10 protein-coding genes and 2 CRISPR repeat arrays (1 of these 12 cut by a window edge) are annotated in these 20,435 nt (G+C 36.3%); all 10 genes read left to right on the top strand.

Going from position 1 to position 20,435, the window contains the following annotated elements; genetic code table 11:
* Nucleotides 1-16 precede the first annotated feature (16 nt).
* The 10 genes from cas4 (at nt 17) to DCC39_RS02850 (ending at nt 18,531) form a co-directional block, all read left to right on the top strand.
* Nucleotides 17-532 (top strand): CRISPR-associated protein Cas4, encoded by a 516-nt coding sequence (gene cas4 / locus DCC39_RS02895; protein ID WP_116553378.1) that lies wholly within the window; start codon nt 17-19, stop codon nt 530-532.
* Nucleotides 532-1,542, top strand: a complete 1,011-nt coding sequence (gene cas1b / locus DCC39_RS02890) for a type I-B CRISPR-associated endonuclease Cas1b (protein WP_116553377.1) — start codon at nt 532-534, stop codon at nt 1,540-1,542. The genes cas4 and cas1b overlap by 1 nt, the downstream gene beginning before the upstream one ends.
* An 18-nt stretch (nt 1,543-1,560) precedes the next feature.
* The gene (cas2, locus tag DCC39_RS02885) at nt 1,561-1,824 is read left to right on the top strand and encodes a CRISPR-associated endonuclease Cas2 (protein WP_116553376.1); all 264 of its coding nucleotides are present in this window, start codon (nt 1,561-1,563) and stop codon (nt 1,822-1,824) included.
* A gap of 193 nt (nt 1,825-2,017) precedes the next feature.
* Nucleotides 2,018-10,698: a CRISPR direct-repeat array (repeat unit 30 nt; unit sequence GTTTTCATCTTACCTATGAGGAATTGAAAC).
* A 319-nt stretch (nt 10,699-11,017) separates the two neighbouring features.
* Nucleotides 11,018-11,926, top strand: a complete 909-nt coding sequence (gene cmr1, locus DCC39_RS02880; RefSeq protein ID WP_116553375.1) for a type III-B CRISPR module RAMP protein Cmr1 — start codon at nt 11,018-11,020, stop codon at nt 11,924-11,926.
* Complete coding sequence (cas10, locus tag DCC39_RS19245; RefSeq protein WP_116553374.1) at nt 11,923-13,551, top strand: type III-B CRISPR-associated protein Cas10/Cmr2; 1,629 nt, start codon at nt 11,923-11,925, stop codon at nt 13,549-13,551. The genes cmr1 and cas10 overlap by 4 nt, the downstream gene beginning before the upstream one ends.
* Nucleotides 13,548-14,699 (top strand): type III-B CRISPR module-associated protein Cmr3, encoded by a 1,152-nt coding sequence (gene cmr3, locus DCC39_RS02870; protein WP_116553373.1) that lies wholly within the window; start codon nt 13,548-13,550, stop codon nt 14,697-14,699. Before cas10 ends, cmr3 begins: the two co-directional genes overlap by 4 nt.
* Nucleotides 14,699-15,568, top strand: coding sequence for a type III-B CRISPR module RAMP protein Cmr4 (gene cmr4 / locus DCC39_RS02865; RefSeq protein WP_116553372.1), 870 nt, complete (start codon nt 14,699-14,701; stop codon nt 15,566-15,568). Before cmr3 ends, cmr4 begins: the two co-directional genes overlap by 1 nt.
* Nucleotides 15,569-15,574: 6 nt before the next feature.
* Entirely contained in the window at nt 15,575-15,973 is a 399-nt protein-coding gene (gene cmr5 / locus DCC39_RS02860) for a type III-B CRISPR module-associated protein Cmr5 (RefSeq protein ID WP_116553371.1), read from the top strand.
* Between the two features lie 86 nt (nt 15,974-16,059).
* On the top strand, nt 16,060-17,172 hold the full coding sequence (gene cmr6, locus DCC39_RS02855; RefSeq protein ID WP_165820763.1) for a type III-B CRISPR module RAMP protein Cmr6: 1,113 nt from the start codon (nt 16,060-16,062) through the stop codon (nt 17,170-17,172).
* 66 nt (nt 17,173-17,238) lie between these two features.
* Nucleotides 17,239-18,531 carry a TIGR02710 family CRISPR-associated CARF protein gene (locus DCC39_RS02850; RefSeq protein WP_165820762.1) on the top strand — a complete coding sequence of 431 codons (1,293 nt, stop codon included), beginning with the start codon at nt 17,239-17,241 and terminating at the stop codon, nt 18,529-18,531.
* A gap of 364 nt (nt 18,532-18,895) precedes the next feature.
* Nucleotides 18,896-20,435: a CRISPR direct-repeat array (repeat unit 30 nt); it runs 417 nt beyond the window's last position.

Below are 20,435 nucleotides of genomic sequence, written 5' to 3'. Positions count from 1 at the left end.
AAGGGAGGAGCATTAAATGAGAGATGATGTCTATCCCGTTACCGGAACGCATATTTGGTATTACTTCATTTGCAAACGCGAGCTCTGGCTTATGATGCATAGTATTGCACCCGATCAAGAAGATGAAAACATAGATATCGGTCGATTTTTGCATGATTACTATAGTAAACGAGGGAAAGAAGAAGTGGACATTGGCAGCGGGAAAATCGATCGGATTAAGAAAGTTGGCAACGAATTAGTTGTCCAAGAAATAAAGAAAACATCTCGCTTTAAAGAAAGTAGTTATTTTCAACTTTTATTTTACCTAGAGCAACTAAAGCAAATGGGTATTAAAGCTAAGGGCGAGTTATTGTTCACAGAAGAAAAAACAAAAGAGCAAGTTGAATTAACGGATGAAAATAGAGAAAAATTACTCGAAGCTGTTAAAGATATTCAAACATATGCCAAATTGCCTGTACCACCTTCTCCGAAGAAAATAAAATTTTGCAATCGCTGTGCGTATCGTGATTATTGTTGGGCAGGTGAAGATTAATGAAAAAAACGTTATATATAACAAGGAGCGGAGTACTTAAAAGAAAAGAGAACACATTATTTTTTGTTGACGAGGATGGAAAAAGAAAATTTATTCCAGTGGAAGATACGAATGATATTTTTATTTTTTCTGAAATTGATTTAAACACAAAGCTTCTTGATTTTTTAAGCCAAAAAAGTATTTGCGTTCATTTTTTTAACTATTACGGCTATTACACGGGAACTTATTATCCAAGGGAACATTTAAACGCAGGACATGTGATCCTAAAACAATCTGAAGCATATTTAGATAAGAAACTTCGTCTTGATTTAGCAAGGCGGTTTATTTCGGGCTCTATCAACCAAATGAAACAAGTGCTACGGTATTATGCAAATAGAAGAAAAGAAAACAATGAATTGCTTTTAGGCATTATCGAAGAGCTAAATTCATCGCTGTTAAAATTAAATAATGCAGAAACAGTGGAAGAACTTATGGCTTTTGAGGGGCATGCACGAGAAAATTATTATAGAGGTTTTGACGAAATTATTAGAAATGATGATTTCCAGTTTGGTAAGCGAAGCAAACGGCCACCTTTAAATCGTCTCAATGCTTTAATCAGTTTCGGGAATTCTTTATGCTACACAATGATATTAAGTGAAATTTATAAGACTTACCTTGATCCAAGGATTGGCTTTCTCCACTCTACAAATTTTAGAAGATTTTCATTAAATTTAGATGTAGCTGAAATTTTTAAACCTATTATGGTTGACCGATTAATTTTTCAATTAATCAACAAGAGAATGATCACCCAAAAAGATTTTGAAAAAGAACATGGTGGAGGTATTTTATTAAATGATAAAGGAAGGAGAACATTTCTTGAACAAATGGAATCACGAATGAGAACAACTGTAAACCATCGGCATTTGGGTAAGAATGTGTCATATCGAAGACTTATTCGACTAGAGTTATACAAAATCCAAAAACATCTATTGGGCGAAAAACCTTATGAGCCGTATGCCTCTCTTTGGTAAATGGAAAGGGTGCTTTCATTGTTTGTAATACTTGTTTACGATTTTGGGCAAAAAAGAGTTGGCAAGGCGTTGAAAATTTGTCGGAAGTATTTACATTGGGTACAGAATTCGGTGTTTGAAGGGGAAATTTCAAGAGCTAATTTTGTAAAATTAAAAAAAGAATTAGAGAAGTTGTTGGATGCAGAAGAGGACTCAATCATTATATATACCTTTCGCTCTCAGAAATATTCAAAAAGGGAGATAATGGGAAGAGAGAAGGGGAATGTCGATTTTATGATTTGAAGAAATTGTCGTCGATCCTACTCACGACATCAAACCCAGGGGATCGACGACAAAAGGAAAAACAAAGATAATGACAGATATTAAGAGATAATCGCCAATTAAATAGCATTATTGAAATTTATATTTATAGAATAAGTGATTGATAAAAAGTTTAGAGGAGTATATTATTATTGTATTAACGCAATTTTTTTGGGTTTTCATCTTACCTATGAGGAATTGAAACTCCGTGACGGCGCCGTTTTCTTCAATTTGCTTCAGCGTTTTCATCTTACCTATGAGGAATTGAAACTCGCCTGAATACCCGTCCGAATAAAAACATGACGGCCGTTTTCATCTTACCTATGAGGAATTGAAACAACTCTCCAGGTGGAGATGCCTTTGATGGAATCGCCGTTTTCATCTTACCTATGAGGAATTGAAACAAGGTCGATGCAGGGGCAAGAATCGCTGTTGAAGCCGTTTTCATCTTACCTATGAGGAATTGAAACGCGCCCAAAAAGCTGTTGAGATCGGGTTTGCTGATTCCGTTTTCATCTTACCTATGAGGAATTGAAACTGACGACAGCATAGAGTTTTGGGGCATTGAAGAAGAAGTTTTCATCTTACCTATGAGGAATTGAAACGTCGCTTTCTTGTGTGGAATGGATGGTTTAGGAATCAGTTTTCATCTTACCTATGAGGAATTGAAACAGGAGTGATTCAATGCTAAGGGCTGTACCTAAACCTTCGTTTTCATCTTACCTATGAGGAATTGAAACCAGAGTTAGAAACACACTATTGCGACGGTTGCGGTGAGTTTTCATCTTACCTATGAGGAATTGAAACAAAAAGTTGATGTACTGATAAAAGAAGCTAAAGAAAGTTTTCATCTTACCTATGAGGAATTGAAACTACCTTTCCTTTCGGAACCCTCGACCCAAGGCAAATGTTTTCATCTTACCTATGAGGAATTGAAACGAAACCCAATGTTCGAAAATGGTATATATATCTTCTGTTTTCATCTTACCTATGAGGAATTGAAACATGAGAGAGCGGGCTTTTCTTAGATCAGCAACAATTTCGTTTTCATCTTACCTATGAGGAATTGAAACTTGCTCTCACTTTCTTGTTTAGGAGCATCGGCGCTGTCAAGTTTTCATCTTACCTATGAGGAATTGAAACAAAATTGATGAATGAACGCTCGTAACGGGCGTTCATTTGTTTTCATCTTACCTATGAGGAATTGAAACCCCGGACATCTGGTTTCGGCCCACGTTGGGGAACCATGTTTTCATCTTACCTATGAGGAATTGAAACAAGCATGAACACGCACTCGTGATTTTCTATAATTCCGCGTTTTCATCTTACCTATGAGGAATTGAAACTTGAAATGCAGGAATACCAAGCTAATCATTTTGCTGTTTTCATCTTACCTATGAGGAATTGAAACCGTCTAATGTTTGTATAGCTTGTAATAGTTCAGGTAGTTTTCATCTTACCTATGAGGAATTGAAACTGTTCCGATCAGCAAACATGCCGGAAGGCGTTGAAGTTTTCATCTTACCTATGAGGAATTGAAACAAAACTCAATTTCATAATGAACGCCTGCTATTTTTATTTGTTTTCATCTTACCTATGAGGAATTGAAACAAACATGAAGAAGAAATAGAGTCTATCAGAAATGATGTTTTCATCTTACCTATGAGGAATTGAAACACTATAATCCAGGCACGAAACGGGCAGATATCCAAGTTTTCATCTTACCTATGAGGAATTGAAACATGAATAGGGCTGACTTTCCGGTTATTCGTGAGTTTGGGTTTTCATCTTACCTATGAGGAATTGAAACGCTGGCATGTGTAAGCCTCCTTTCAGATAGATTCCGTTTTCATCTTACCTATGAGGAATTGAAACGAGCAATCCCAAATGCCATAGAACGCTTCTTTGAGCGTTTTCATCTTACCTATGAGGAATTGAAACCTATATGCCAACCAATCTTTCTATTTCGCTATTGTCGTTTTCATCTTACCTATGAGGAATTGAAACTCTGTTGGTAGTTCTTCTCGTTTCCATTTTTCATACAGTTTTCATCTTACCTATGAGGAATTGAAACAGGGAGTCAGAGGACTTAAAGGATTGGGCTGTTGAAACGTTTTCATCTTACCTATGAGGAATTGAAACGTTGGAGATGCTGCAACTGGTGCTAATATGCCAATGTCGTTTTCATCTTACCTATGAGGAATTGAAACATGCGTGATGATGGTCTATGCCGAGTATGCGGAGGCGTTTTCATCTTACCTATGAGGAATTGAAACACGGTAAGAAAGTTGAAAAACCTAAAGAAGAAGCAGGTTTTCATCTTACCTATGAGGAATTGAAACACCACCGAAATAAATTAATGGAGATTTACTCATTCGTTTTCATCTTACCTATGAGGAATTGAAACTATTTCACTTCAAGCGATGCTCGTTTTTGTTCTTTTTGTTTTCATCTTACCTATGAGGAATTGAAACAACGTTTGTTCAAAGATTGCCACCGCCTTCCTTTGTGTTTTCATCTTACCTATGAGGAATTGAAACCTCCAATCCGAAACGCTGTTAATGCAGCCAGAGAACGTTTTCATCTTACCTATGAGGAATTGAAACAACAGAGAAATAGTAAGCAGGAACGGCAGGCATCGCGTTTTCATCTTACCTATGAGGAATTGAAACCCATCAACATAAACATAGGCTAAGAGACGGCCATATGTTTTCATCTTACCTATGAGGAATTGAAACCGGTATAACAGTTTTCAAACAGTGAATCATTCAGTATGTTTTCATCTTACCTATGAGGAATTGAAACACAGTGAATGTAACACGTGCCGCCACTTCACCGTCATGTTTTCATCTTACCTATGAGGAATTGAAACCTATTCGATTGATTGTAATTGTGGATGGATTCTGTTCGTTTTCATCTTACCTATGAGGAATTGAAACGTATTCATGGGCTGGCGTGGACTCAAGACTGTACGTTGGTTTTCATCTTACCTATGAGGAATTGAAACTATATTTATAGAAATACGTCTAGATCAGGTCGCTCAGTTTTCATCTTACCTATGAGGAATTGAAACCACGATCGAAATCGCTGAAACTGAAGGTTTGGCTGGTTTTCATCTTACCTATGAGGAATTGAAACTTGGAAATATCGTTTCGATTCCAACGGCGATTGACAAGTTTTCATCTTACCTATGAGGAATTGAAACATTGCCTGTTTTTCTGTAAGCCAAATGGTTCGCTTAGGTTTTCATCTTACCTATGAGGAATTGAAACCGTACTAATTGAAGGCATTAAGTTTGGGGTATACTGTTTTCATCTTACCTATGAGGAATTGAAACATGTTGTATAGTCGTTAGTTGAGAGTCCTTTTCCGTGTTTTCATCTTACCTATGAGGAATTGAAACAATGCCTTTAAAGCTGATGCTATTCTGTCTTTTAAAGGTTTTCATCTTACCTATGAGGAATTGAAACAATATTACGGACGTACGTTCGCCCGCGCGCGCCGCCGTTTTCATCTTACCTATGAGGAATTGAAACTTAGATTTTTTTGGAAATTATGTCGGATGATAGATTCTAGTTTTCATCTTACCTATGAGGAATTGAAACATGGCCATGTCATTGCGCCGGATGTTGCTATACGCAAAGTTTTCATCTTACCTATGAGGAATTGAAACACTTTCGCTGATTCGAGATATTCTTTTAATGTTATGTTTTCATCTTACCTATGAGGAATTGAAACTCCGGAGATTGCAGATGAATTAAAGCGGAGCCAAGCAGTTTTCATCTTACCTATGAGGAATTGAAACCAGAATATGGAAAATATATGCCGGAGGCAGCGCATGCGTTTTCATCTTACCTATGAGGAATTGAAACACCTACCGGACCTGTAAGAGCAGTAAATGCCGGTCCTGTTTTCATCTTACCTATGAGGAATTGAAACACGGTCTTTTAGGTGCTTACGAGGACCAGAAAGAAGGTTTTCATCTTACCTATGAGGAATTGAAACCTGTTGCAAATGGAATTATCAATGACATGATCCGTGTTTTCATCTTACCTATGAGGAATTGAAACCAAGAGGATTGCGTTTCCAGGTCTTTTCCCTTGCCTGGTTTTCATCTTACCTATGAGGAATTGAAACTGCTGTAGGTGAACACAATGGAAAATACTTCTTTGCGTTTTCATCTTACCTATGAGGAATTGAAACATAGCCAGACAGTTGGCTATCAGTGCGAAATTGAAGTTTTCATCTTACCTATGAGGAATTGAAACTCTCTCATGGCCAGCATGATTGATGATACCGACTGGCGTTTTCATCTTACCTATGAGGAATTGAAACAAATCTTGATATATCAACGTATTTACTTCAAATACTGTTTTCATCTTACCTATGAGGAATTGAAACTCTTTTGACTGTGTTTGAATTAGAGCCGTCAATATTGGTTTTCATCTTACCTATGAGGAATTGAAACACATTTAAAAAGTTTGCATAAACGCCGAAAGCCCGGATGTTTTCATCTTACCTATGAGGAATTGAAACTCAATCAAATCAGGGCCATTAAGAACGTTAAGTTTGTTTTCATCTTACCTATGAGGAATTGAAACTTCGAAATTAAAAAGCGCACCATCAACAATCCGGACGTTTTCATCTTACCTATGAGGAATTGAAACCCGTCCATCACTCATTGATGGCCACCTCCTTAATATTGTTTTCATCTTACCTATGAGGAATTGAAACATGCTACATATACCGCGCAGCAGTATTTCAAAAATTGTTTTCATCTTACCTATGAGGAATTGAAACCTGAAGGTGGAGGAAGCGCAATTGGTCAGGTTGTGGTTTTCATCTTACCTATGAGGAATTGAAACTGTGATAAGGCCTAAAAATAAAAAGGCATTGCGTTTCGTTTTCATCTTACCTATGAGGAATTGAAACATACACTTGTGTCTCCTACTGGCGATGAGGACGACGGTTTTCATCTTACCTATGAGGAATTGAAACCCGTTTTCTAACATCCAATAATACTCTTTGGATATACCGTTTTCATCTTACCTATGAGGAATTGAAACCGATATGGAGGGATTAGATGACGACGACATCGAAATGGTTTTCATCTTACCTATGAGGAATTGAAACTCAGGCAGGCGCTAGAACTTATCAAGGCTTTATCTCTCGGTTTTCATCTTACCTATGAGGAATTGAAACATGCTGAGGGCATTCAGACGCTTGCCGTCAGTCCCGGTTTTCATCTTACCTATGAGGAATTGAAACCGTTAATGTTTCGATACTGACCAGTGCGTAAAGCTAGGTTTTCATCTTACCTATGAGGAATTGAAACCCGCCGAGCTCACCATCTGCCCACATAAGCAATTCTAGTTTTCATCTTACCTATGAGGAATTGAAACAGAGCAAAGGCTTGGTAGGGAATTGACTGAACTTGAGTTTTCATCTTACCTATGAGGAATTGAAACACACATTCCAAGCTCAGATGAATTTTAACACAAGTGAGTTTTCATCTTACCTATGAGGAATTGAAACGCCGATTTGTATCAAGTTTTTAACCAAGAACAAAAGTTTTCATCTTACCTATGAGGAATTGAAACCTTGTCTAAAAGCGACAATATTAGTTCTGATGATGTGTTTTCATCTTACCTATGAGGAATTGAAACATCGCTGAATCGAGTATCCTTTTCAGTGCCGCCTTCTGTGTTTTCATCTTACCTATGAGGAATTGAAACCTGTTTTGGATACTTCCTTGTGGTCAGTTGGCCAGGTTTTCATCTTACCTATGAGGAATTGAAACATTGCAAAACTTAAAGAAATGATGAACAATCGTCAAAGTTTTCATCTTACCTATGAGGAATTGAAACACACAATGGTGGAACCGGATGACAAAGTTGAGTCTGGTTTTCATCTTACCTATGAGGAATTGAAACTCTCTCGGTGTGTTTCCCTCTGACGCTGTTTATAAGTTTTCATCTTACCTATGAGGAATTGAAACCACTTACGACGGTGTTCTGGCTGGTAAAGCGTATTTAGTTTTCATCTTACCTATGAGGAATTGAAACAGATTATAAATTTTGGCATCCGTTATAGCAGCGTCCTCGTTTTCATCTTACCTATGAGGAATTGAAACATTGATGAAATGAGCGACTGACTGTAAACTAGCAGTCCGTTTTCATCTTACCTATGAGGAATTGAAACCTTAATACTATCAATAATCGCATGGTGGATGAGTTTGTTTTCATCTTACCTATGAGGAATTGAAACCCGGGAAAATCAGAATTGTGGATACGATTGAGGACCTGTTTTCATCTTACCTATGAGGAATTGAAACGCCTGTTCTTTGGTCCGCTCGTGATAATCATGTCCGTCGTTTTCATCTTACCTATGAGGAATTGAAACAAAAGTCCTTCTTGCAGTCAGTCCAAGTTTCGTAAGTTTTCATCTTACCTATGAGGAATTGAAACCAAGGCTTGATATTGCCTTGACGCAAATGATGCTGGAAGTTTTCATCTTACCTATGAGGAATTGAAACGCTGAACAAGCTGAAAAAGAAACCCTTGAATCGCTGTTTTCATCTTACCTATGAGGAATTGAAACGACAAATTTAGAAAAGATAACCGTTCTAAAATGCAAAGTTTTCATCTTACCTATGAGGAATTGAAACGCCGTCTTTGGTGGTTTTGGTACAGCAGTCATATGTAGTTTTCATCTTACCTATGAGGAATTGAAACGCCGTCTTTGGTGGTTTTGGTACAGCAGTCATATGTAGTTTTCATCTTACCTATGAGGAATTGAAACCCTCTACATGTTATAGAATACCTCCAAGAACGCTATGGTTTTCATCTTACCTATGAGGAATTGAAACGAAACCACGACAACTTCGCCAACTCTCAATATGACAGTTTTCATCTTACCTATGAGGAATTGAAACGAAACCACGACAACTTCGCCAACTCTCAATATGACAGTTTTCATCTTACCTATGAGGAATTGAAACCATTTTGTCATTGCGTGCAACATTGCGCAAAGCATTGTTTTCATCTTACCTATGAGGAATTGAAACGAAAGTTCATCAAACAAGTCCACAAAGACGCCAATCGGTTTTCATCTTACCTATGAGGAATTGAAACTCTTGAAACCGTCTATCGTGTTTTTTGGAACAATGGTTTTCATCTTACCTATGAGGAATTGAAACCATAAATCTGATAAAAAAATGGGACGTTAACGGTTCAAGTTTTCATCTTACCTATGAGGAATTGAAACACGAGAAGGAAAACAGCTGGTATCGGTTTGTAGAAGTTTTCATCTTACCTATGAGGAATTGAAACCATCAAAAGCCTAACTAAAGAAACTGAAGAAATCGGTTTTCATCTTACCTATGAGGAATTGAAACAGTAAAGCTACCTCATCGATGGCCAATAAAATATAAGGTTTTCATCTTACCTATGAGGAATTGAAACTCCTTTGTTCGTGATTCTGCCAAATAGGCATGGTGTCGTTTTCATCTTACCTATGAGGAATTGAAACAAAGACGACACGCAAACGGGCGATACATTTGTTTAGTTTTCATCTTACCTATGAGGAATTGAAACCAGGATCAATACGTCCGCCGAGCTCACCATCTGCCCACGTTTTCATCTTACCTATGAGGAATTGAAACAAATATTTGAAGCGAGAATGCCACTAACAAATCCCTGTTTTCATCTTACCTATGAGGAATTGAAACCAAGCTGTTTTGAAGTCAAAAGGGTATTAGGAGGGCTTGTTTTCATCTTACCTATGAGGAATTGAAACTACTACGATAAACATACGTTACACATGGCGTACTTGTTTTCATCTTACCTATGAGGAATTGAAACAAGGATATGCTTGATTACGTCTGGGAAATGCTCTCAGTTTTCATCTTACCTATGAGGAATTGAAACTCCAATGGCAATTGTAAGAGGTGACGGAGTGTGATCGTTGTTTTCATCTTACCTATGAGGAATTGAAACCGGTTCAAGGAAAATAGGAACATCAGTTTCCAAAATGTTTTCATCTTACCTATGAGGAATTGAAACAGGCCATATTTGTAATTACCATCTGCCGTTAGATGTGTTTTCATCTTACCTATGAGGAATTGAAACCAAATCAGAAAAAATTGGAGACTATTCTTACACACTCGTTTTCATCTTACCTATGAGGAATTGAAACACTGAATTTGTTTGGCTAGCTTTTGCGTAATTCTATGTTTTCATCTTACCTATGAGGAATTGAAACAGGCACATAATTCGCCCGATCGCATTCCGGAAAAAGGTTTTCATCTTACCTATGAGGAATTGAAACAAACCGAACTAACTAACCTTCAAAACGGCGACATAAGTTTTCATCTTACCTATGAGGAATTGAAACAAGACACATCTTTGAAGACTGAACACTTTGAAGAAGTTTTCATCTTACCTATGAGGAATTGAAACCCTTTAACCGGATTCGGAGGCCCGTCTGCCATGCAGTTTTCATCTTACCTATGAGGAATTGAAACTACGAACTTGCAAGCCTTAGAAAAGAGTCGCCACGCGTTTTCATCTTACCTATGAGGAATTGAAACGCAAGTGAAGCCGCAGAGCAGTTGGCAAGATTGTGCGTTTTCATCTTACCTATGAGGAATTGAAACTCGTGAAGGAGATTATTTCACGAAAATCTACAGTTTAGTTTTCATCTTACCTAAGAGGAATTGAAACTATGAAACTAGCGAAGCAGGCACGTCGTAATTATTCGTTTTCATCTTACCTAAGAGGAATTGAAACTAACCATAAATTCGTGCAAATCGTGGTCAAATTCTACGTTTTCATCTTACCTATGAGGAATTGAAACAGAAGATATACTCTATCGTTATTACTAGGTGGAAATATGACAGGTTGTTAAAACCACTTATCAAAATAAATTTCTATGTGAAAAGTTTGTGAATTTTTTCAATTTTGTGGGGGGATTTACCAAAATATGTCGAATATACTATGTCGAATATACTGTCGAATATACTATTATAAACACATTTAAAAATTACAAATTGTTAAGTTGGTTGTTTTTGAGTAGCATCGAACCAGTTTTATCTTCCGCAAACGTTTGTTTAAATCTATTTGGATCTTTAGCTAAAAGAAATTGGATTTAAAACGTCAAAAAAGGATGTGAATTAATGGATATAAAAGAATTAATTGGGAGAACGTCATTATTATCCTCCTCTCTAGAATGTCGAACGATAACCCCCTTACTTATGCACGGGGGAGATAAAGAAAAGCGTAGAGACAAGGAACAGCCTGCTAGCTCACAATTAAGGATCCCTTCGATAAAAGGGGTTATTCGTTATTGGTTTCGGGCACTCGAAACGGATTTAGAAACAATGTATAAACGAGAAGTAGAACTTTTTGGGGGTTCAAGCGACAACGCCCTCAAATCAAGACTTATTTTAACGTTTGATAAACAAGTAGTGTCAAAGAAACTGGAAAAAGTATTACCGCATCGCTCGAAAAGTTTTTCGACTTATAGTATTTCGCCCGATACTTCATTTACATTACATATTAAAGCGTACAAAAAGAATGAGGAATATTTTGAAGAACTTTTAACTTATGTAAAATTAAGTTTATATTTGGGAGGATTTGGTCAGCGATCCCGTCGTGGATTCGGTTCAATTGAATTCGTTGATGAAACTTTTTCAACTCCCGAAACTTGGCTTCAGAACGTACAATCATTAATTCAAAAAGTATCCGCTCTACCTGTTTCGCTTAAATCTGAACAATTAATAGTAAACAAGAAAACTACAGTTATAGGGCATCCACAATTACAAGCAGTTCATATTGGAAAAGCGCATAAAGTAGCGAATGATGTACTTCAAAATATTAATCAAGCAAGTCATGACGTTGCAAAAAAATTTGAGGGAATATTAGGTTCGCATGATCCCCGCTATGCTTCCCCAATTATTGGTTCTGTAAAAAAAATAGGGAAGGAATTTTATCCGATTGTGACAGAAGTGAAAGCAAAAAATGAGAACCCACGATATAATGACGCAAAAATGGTATTTTTAGAGAAAGTAGGTGTGCAGCTGTGAAGACATATTTATTTGTGTATAGTATTGGGCCTGTTCAGTCATTTATTGCTGCTGCACGAAAAACAGAGGATTTTTGGAGTAGCAGTTATCTTTTATCCTATCTAAATGAAAAAACAATACGAGCTGCTTTAGAAAGTAAGCAACATAATGTAAAATTATTGTCCCCAGCGGTAACTATCGAACAATTAGATGAACAAATGGGAGGTGGTTCTGCTGATGTTGCAGCATTACCGAATCGTTTTTTACTTCGATTAGATGCTAACCAAGATTTGGATGTAATCTCTTTTGCAAAACAACTTGAACAAAGGACGATTGTTACGTTTCAAGAATTGGCAACTGATGCAATTAATAAAGTATTTGGGACATTAAATGAACATCAATATATAAAACGTTTAGCAGATAAACAACTCTCGGAATTTGTAGAAATATTTTGGGCGTTTGAAGAATGGACAAACAAAGTAGAGAACGCTTCTTATAATAATATACGTCTAACTGTAGAAAAACGGTTAGCCTCTGTAAAAAATAATCGTATATTTACTATCCAAGCACAAAATGCTCTTGTTTGTACTGTTTGTGGGAGTCGTGAAGCTTTAAATACTGGGGACATTTCGGATTCGACGATTGTTCAAAAAAATGTGGTTAAAGACAAAGATGCGCGTATTAAAGATAATGAACGACTTTGTGCAGTTTGCTTAACGAAACGTTTAGCCCGCGGAATATTTAAGGAAAGATTTGAAAAGGAAAAGCAACTTTTTCAACCGTTTCCATCTGTTTTTGATTTTGCAACGCAAAGCAACCCATATTATGCCATTATCATGATGGATGGGGATGATATGGGCAAATGGATATCAGGAATTGATAATAAAATTTTATCAGGTTTTAAAAATATCGATGAAGCTTATCATGAAGAAATTAGTCGCAGACTAACTGTATTTTCAGGGCAAAGTGTTCCTAACATCGTGAAGCAATCGAAAGGGCGATTAGTTTATGCCGGTGGCGACGATGTGTTGGCTTTTGTTCCTCTTGATGAATTATTATCTATGATTCAATCACTACGAGAGGTATTTAGTTCTGAAAACGGATTAGATATGAAAGCTACAGCGTCGATGGGAGTTGTTATTGCACACAAAAAAGAGCCATTACAGAGGGTGTTAACTACTGTTCGTGAGTTAGAAGGTAAAGCGAAAGCATATAAAAATAACGTTCAGCAAAAAGATGCTGTAGCATTTGGATTAATTTCAAAAAGCGGACAAATAAGACGGGCAATTGTTCCATGGTATTTAGATGAAAAAAAGCAACTTTCAGTCATTGAAATAATGATTCGATTACGCGAAGTACTAGGTGAAACTTTATCTTCAACATTTTTATATCATTTTTATGATGCCTTTTCGCCTATAATGCCTCAAGGAGAAAAAGCTGATTTAGCACAGGAAATCATTGACTTAGAGTTCCGTCGTTTAATTAGTCGCGCTTCAAAAAATCTGAATCAAAATGAGTTAAATAGTTTAACAGAAGATTTATTAAAAATATATTCAATATCACTAACATTTGTAGGATTTTTACATTTGTTAGAGATTATTCGATTTATGTCAGGGAAAATAGCGCGAAAGGAGGAAGACCAATGAAACTTATTTTAAGGCCGGTTGATACATTTACCTTCCGTGATCACCGTGACTTTAACGCTGGAGAAAATACAGCAGGTTTTAGTTTCCCTTTTCCGACACCGTCTACACTTTACGGAGCATTACGAAGTGCATATATTTATTATCATTCAGATTTTGATACATTTGCAAGAGGGGCGGACAAAGGGGTAAAAGAATGGATGGGGACTCCAAGTTCATATGGTAGATTTCAAGTATTAGGTACATTTATTGAACATAGGGGAGAAGTTTATTTACCGGTTCCAATGGATATGCAAATTATTTCTAATGAAAATAAAGATACCGGTGAAGTAAACGAATATGCTGTTCCACTGTCACTTATAAAGGAAAAACCAAAATCATCTGACGAAAAAAGTTACCGCTTAATAGCAAAACATGACGGTAAATCGTCGTCAGCCAAAGGAGCTTATATATCATTAACTAATTACAAAAAATTGAACTTCGGTGAAGTAGAACAAGCCCCTGTTTATCGTTTAAACACTTGGATAGTAGCCGAGGAAAAAACAGGTATTTTTCGGGATAATTTTACTAGACGTACCAAAGAGAGTATGTTTTATCAACTTTTGATATACCGCTTTAAGAATGAGAAAGAAACAACATTTACTACATATTTAAGTGATGCTCCTTCATTTGAAAAAGTAAGATTTGCACGGGTAGGTCGAAAGGGTCGTCCGTGGATTATAGAGACAAAGGACGACAATTTATCAATCCTAACAGAGCGATACCGTGAAAAGATAGAAAAAGAGATACGACAATCAGGAATAGCTAAACTTATGTTTTTAACACCCACTTTTTTCGAAAATGGTACGTATCCTCTCATTGAAGGTGAACAAAAGTTGTCGATTAGTCGTGATTTAGAATTGGAAGTTATTACAATTGCAACAGATCGACCTGAAGTCATCGGAGGTTTTGATATCGTTAAAAAGCGACCAAAACCAAGGAAAAATGTCATTTCCGAGGGTACGGTAATTTATGTGAAGGTACCTGAAGATAAAGTTAGCTTACTTATTGAAACGGCACAGTTACATATTTTAACTGATGATAGGAATCGTGAAGGATATGGATTGTGCACATTGACATCCGGAAAAATTAACTATGAGGGGGTATTATAATGTTTTCAAATTCAAATTTATTTTTATTACACGCTGTAACTTCGGTACACGTAGGAAGTGGAAGTGAACTAGGTATTGTTGATTTACCGATTCAACGAGAAAAACATACAGGGTTCCCTAAAATTGAAAGCTCTAGTTTAAAAGGGGCAATTCGTGCCAGCAATCAAAGTAGTGAAGAGGTTAATTTGATTTTTGGAAAGAAGAAAGATGAGACAAGTGATGATATCGCAAGTGCAGTGTCTTTTAGTGATGCTCGAACATTACTATTTCCTGTCAAATCAATGCGCAATATTTTCGCATATGTAACTTGTCCTGCAGTATTAAAACGGTTTAATTACGAATGTAATACATATGATCATGCTATTTCTTTACCAGTTCCCGAAGCGGAGACGTGTTCATCAGAAAAGGTGCAAGTAGGAGATAAAAAGCACGTTGTTCTTGAAGAATATGCGTATAAAATTCGAGTTAATGAGATTACTATGCAATTAGCCGAAAAATTAGAAAAAGTTTTATTTGGTGAAGAAAACCAAGGCCATTTAAAAGAGCGTTTAGTTATTCTGTCAGATGATGATTTTACGGACTTTGTAAAGTTATCAACTGAAGTGAATCCTAGAATCCGTGTTAGTCCGGAAACCGGTACAGTTAAGGATCGGGCACTTTTTTACGAGGAAAATGTTCCCCCAGAAACAGTGTTCTATTCATTTGTATTTGCAAGTCATACTCGTGTAAAAGAAGAAGATAAAATTGACGCAAATGAAGTGATGGAAAAACTGACAAGTGGGGAATTATTTCCGGAAGTATTTCAATTAGGTGGAAATAGTACGTTAGGACGTGGTGTACTTCGTCGTACGTTTATTAAGGAGGTGTAAAGAAAAATGGTTAATCAAAGCATTCATTTAGTCGAGAGTGGTCGAGCGAAATTTGCTTATGACATGGTAAAGCAATTAATGAAGAACAATAACAGTAAAAAAGAGGAAGTGCGTTCATATATTAAACGGTTGCCACTTATGATCCAAACGAACGGATTAGGACAAGCCCTTGCATTCTATTATTCTAAAGAAAAAGAACATCAAGATATTTATAAAGTGATTTCTACTTGGTTTTCCCCAAAAGAAAAACATACATTTATTACGATTGATGAAGAACTAATTTATGCAATTACTAAGATGAATCGGAGTACATATCGAATGATAACGAACGAGGTAATTGAATTGTTAATTTGGATGCGTCGTTTCGCAGATGGATACATGAAAAGAAGTGGTGGTTCACAATGACATATTTCCATCCTAAAGATTTAATGGATGTTTATCATATTGGAACGACGAAATCACAAGAACATGTCGAGCATCTAGCATATAAATTGAATTATTTTATTGAGGCAAAAAGGGATGCTAAAGGAAAATTACAGTTTGATAAACAGAAGCAACCCATATCAATTAATTTTCATTCTACTCAATTAGTTGAACAAATGTTAGATTATCGCCTGCGTCAGTTAACCTATTTATCACAACAACAAATCGTACGGATTCATGAGGGACAGCTCATATCTCAACTCGTTCATGGCCTTGGGACTAGTCATGTTACTAACACAGCGATGACGATTCATCATGTGTACGGTATACCGTATTTACCCGCTTCATCAGTGAAAGGGATTGTACGTCATTGGTTTTTACAAACATTTTTAAAAGGGAATGAGAAACTTGTTGAAGAAAAGATTGAGCGTTCTGAAAACGAAGAAAAGCTTTACAAGGTTTATGAAGATGTTTTTGGGAGTCAAGAAAATAGGGGAAAAGTCAATTTTTTTGATGTATACATCCCATCTGGAACATTAATTCCGGATGTCATGACGGTTCATTTCGGAAACTATTATAGTAGTAAAGGTAAATCACCAGCTTCTGATGATAACCGTCTAAAACCAATACCGTTTTATGTTCTTAAATCTGATGCTCCTATCGAATTTGCTTTTTCAATTCAAAAATTACGTAAAACGAATTCATGTTTTTCTTTTGAAGAACTCGCAGAGATTGTTAGTGATTGGTTAAAAAATGCTTTATCAGAAATGGGCATTGGTTCCAAAACAGCAAGTGGTTATGGCAGATTTAGCAAGTGGAAAGATGTAACGAAAGAAAAAATTGTTAATTTAAAACAAGAATTGGAACGGGAACGGGAAGAACGAGTTAAGGCTGAGATAGAAAAAGCGGAAGCCCAAAAACAGACGGTTTTATTAAATTCAATGACAGAAGAAGAAAAACTTGTTTACTATATTAGTCACCTAAATGCGAATAATGAGCAAGATAGACAAGACAGTAAAGGGAAATATTACGATTCGGTAATGAAATTAAAAAACATTGAGGCGGCGAAAGCACTAAAGGTATATTGGAAACAAACGAAAGATTGGGTAGAAAAACCAAAACCGAAGAAAAAGCAAGAAGTAAAAGTTATGCAACTTAGGAAACTTTTAGGCGAGCTATAGTATTTAGCTTATTATAGGCTAATATTGAATGACATATGCAGGGGTGTAAGAAGGCCTACTAATGAGGTGGTTTTTATTAAAGTTTTATTTGTAACGGTCGGAGGTTCAGATAAGCCTATTGTCAAGTCAATTAATAAACATAAACCAGATTATGTTTATTTTCTAGCGACAGAAGACGTGGGCTCTCAATCTGGAAGTAGGAAAACAGTCGATGGGGAAGGACTCGTATGTCAAGATTATAGTGATGAAAAACGTTATAGTATCGTGACCCAAACGGATTTAGAAGAAAAACAGTATGAAATAACTATTGTTGAATCCGATAATCCTTATAGTATTTATTCACGATTTATACAATTGATATCTAGACATATTGAAAAAAGGGATCGTGTTATTGCTGACTATACAGGGGGAACAAAATCAATGTCAGCAGGGCTAGTATTGGCTGCCGTAGAATTTCCTGAGTGTGAACTGTCGATTGTTACCGGTAACCGAGTTGATCTAATTAAAGTTAAAAGTGGAATGGAAAGAATTAAGAAATTGCCTCGAAATGCTGTATATATTCAAAGGCAGTTTCATTTATGCGAATCCCTTATTACCCAAAGAAATTATGATTCAGCACATAAAGTTTTAGATAATTTAAGTGTAGATGAATACATCGAAGAACAATCGTTTTCTCGGTTGTATTATTTAACGAAAGCTTTTGATGACTGGGATAAGTTTAATTATCATGCTGCAGCAGAAAAGATAGATATGTATAAGAAGGATGAATTAATAACTCCTTTTAATGTATTAGTGAAAAAATTGGTAAAAACAGTAGAGTGGTTTGAAAACTGGAGTCCTCAGCAGAAAAGAAACCCGCCAGGTTCGGGTTTTTTACTTGTATATGATTTGTTAACAAACGCTGAAAGAAAGGCTTCACATCAACTTTATGATGATGCAATTTCACGTCTTTATCGAGCAGTAGAAATGTATGAACAATTTTGTCTTATGACTAGTGAACTAAGATTAAATACGTCAGATCTAGATGTCGAAAGGCTACCAAAGGATCTTCGAACATATTATGAAATTAAGAGCGATGAAAGAGAAAAAAAAGTTAAAATCTCTTTAAAAGAAGGATATGACTTATTAAAAAATCTTGATCATCCTGTAGGTAAAGTTTGGGGTAACTGGGAAAAAAAGATTTTAGATATCTTACAAAAGAGAAATCATAGCTACTTAGCTCATGGTAATAAGCCACTTTTAAAAGTTGACTATCTTGAAATGAAAAAGATTGTTTGGGATTTTATTAATGAATGTGATCAATCAATGAAGTTTAAAGAAGGTCTAAAGGAATATGAGCAATTACCAAGAAGCTTATAATAATAGGAACTAAGGGTGCTATAATCATATCGAATTAGGAAGTATTAATTTATTGAGTCTGAGTCGATATTTTCGATAGAAAAAAAGTTAATTGCATTGGGTGCAAAAGTAAGTTATTTCATATACATTTCGTTCACAAAAATATTCCAATAGAGAAATCATTGGATTAGAAAAAGGGCATGTTGATTTTTCCATTTAAATATGTCGTCGATCCGTCTCATGACATTAACTGTAGGAGATCGACGACAAAAATTTTAAAAATGAGCGATAAAAGTAGTGCTATCAAGCCATTCAAAAAAAATAAAAGGTTACCTAACCTTTTATAAATGCTACTATAACATTAACAAATCTTTTATTTATCGGAGTTTCCATCTTACCTATGAGGAATTGAAACATCCATGTGGCAACGGAATCAGTATCAGCTGATTCAGTTTCCATCTTACCTATGAGGAATTGAAACCAAGTCAGATGACATTGACAATATGAGTCAGGAAGAGTTTCCATCTTACCTATGAGGAATTGAAACTCAGCATTTGCCGGTCAATGAATCAGGCTGGCATGCGGTTTCCATCTTACCTATGAGGAATTGAAACAATCAATAATGATATAGTTTCAAAAACGTGTGTTAGGTTTCCATCTTACCTATGAGGAATTGAAACATGATATTCAAGTTGGCAGACGTGCTAGGAAGGATTGTTTCCATCTTACCTATGAGGAATTGAAACCGAGTCCAGTTGATTTCGCGATCAACTCTAAAGTGGGTTTCCATCTTACCTATGAGGAATTGAAACTTGGATGCTGGCGGTAAAGGAGGCGGCTTTTTCTCACGTTTCCATCTTACCTATGAGGAATTGAAACCTCAGAATTGAAAACGGAAAATTAAAACTTGAATTGCGTTTCCATCTTACCTATGAGGAATTGAAACGAGACGAGTTAAACCAGGTGCCTAGCGAGCCTTTTAGTTTCCATCTTACCTATGAGGAATTGAAACAATCCTTTTCTTTCAAGCCGTTTCCAACCGCGCCGGGTTTCCATCTTACCTATGAGGAATTGAAACTCAACTGGATCGCCTTTAGCCGTGGACCATTCGACATCGTTTCCATCTTACCTATGAGGAATTGAAACTTGGTTTCTTACTTGTCCAAACGAGAGAATATTAGTTCGTTTCCATCTTACCTATGAGGAATTGAAACAAAGCCAATGAGTCAGTAAGAATAAATGATGAAACAAAGTTTCCATCTTACCTATGAGGAATTGAAACCCGATGACGAAGTAGCAGAAGCTGCCTTGCGTGCGTGTTTCCATCTTACCTATGAGGAATTGAAACTTGAAGAGGCAACCACTTTCCCAAACGGGAAGCATGAGTTTCCATCTTACCTATGAGGAATTGAAACATGTTTCTAACTCAATTTCAATCGGCTGATATTGCAGTTTCCATCTTACCTATGAGGAATTGAAACTAACTCGATTCTGCCATCTGGCAATGAGTCGTTTCGTGTTTCCATCTTACCTATGAGGAATTGAAACATGGTTTTCACGAAACAACTTTTTCAATTTGGAGAAGTTTCCATCTTACCTATGAGGAATTGAAACTGGCGACGGATCTAACGAACAGCTGCAAAATGTTTCGTTTCCATCTTACCTATGAGGAATTGAAACCATATTGCTCTGAACCGTCTATATAATAAAATTTTAGTTTCCATCTTACCTATGAGGAATTTAAACTGTAGTTAAAACAAAAGAAGGTCAAACTTCTGTTTGTTTCCATCTTACTTATGAGGAATTGAAACCAAAGTTTAAAGAACCGAACGGACAGTTAATCATTGTTTCCATCTTACCTATGAGGAATTGAAACGACAACAAGGCGAGTCATTCAACCTTCCTACACAGCGGTTTCCATCTTA

The sequence above is a fragment of the Pueribacillus theae genome (genome assembly GCF_003097615.1).
Classification (GTDB): domain Bacteria; phylum Bacillota; class Bacilli; order Bacillales; family UBA6769; genus Pueribacillus; species Pueribacillus theae.
This window is presented reverse-complemented; position numbering and strand designations above follow the sequence as displayed.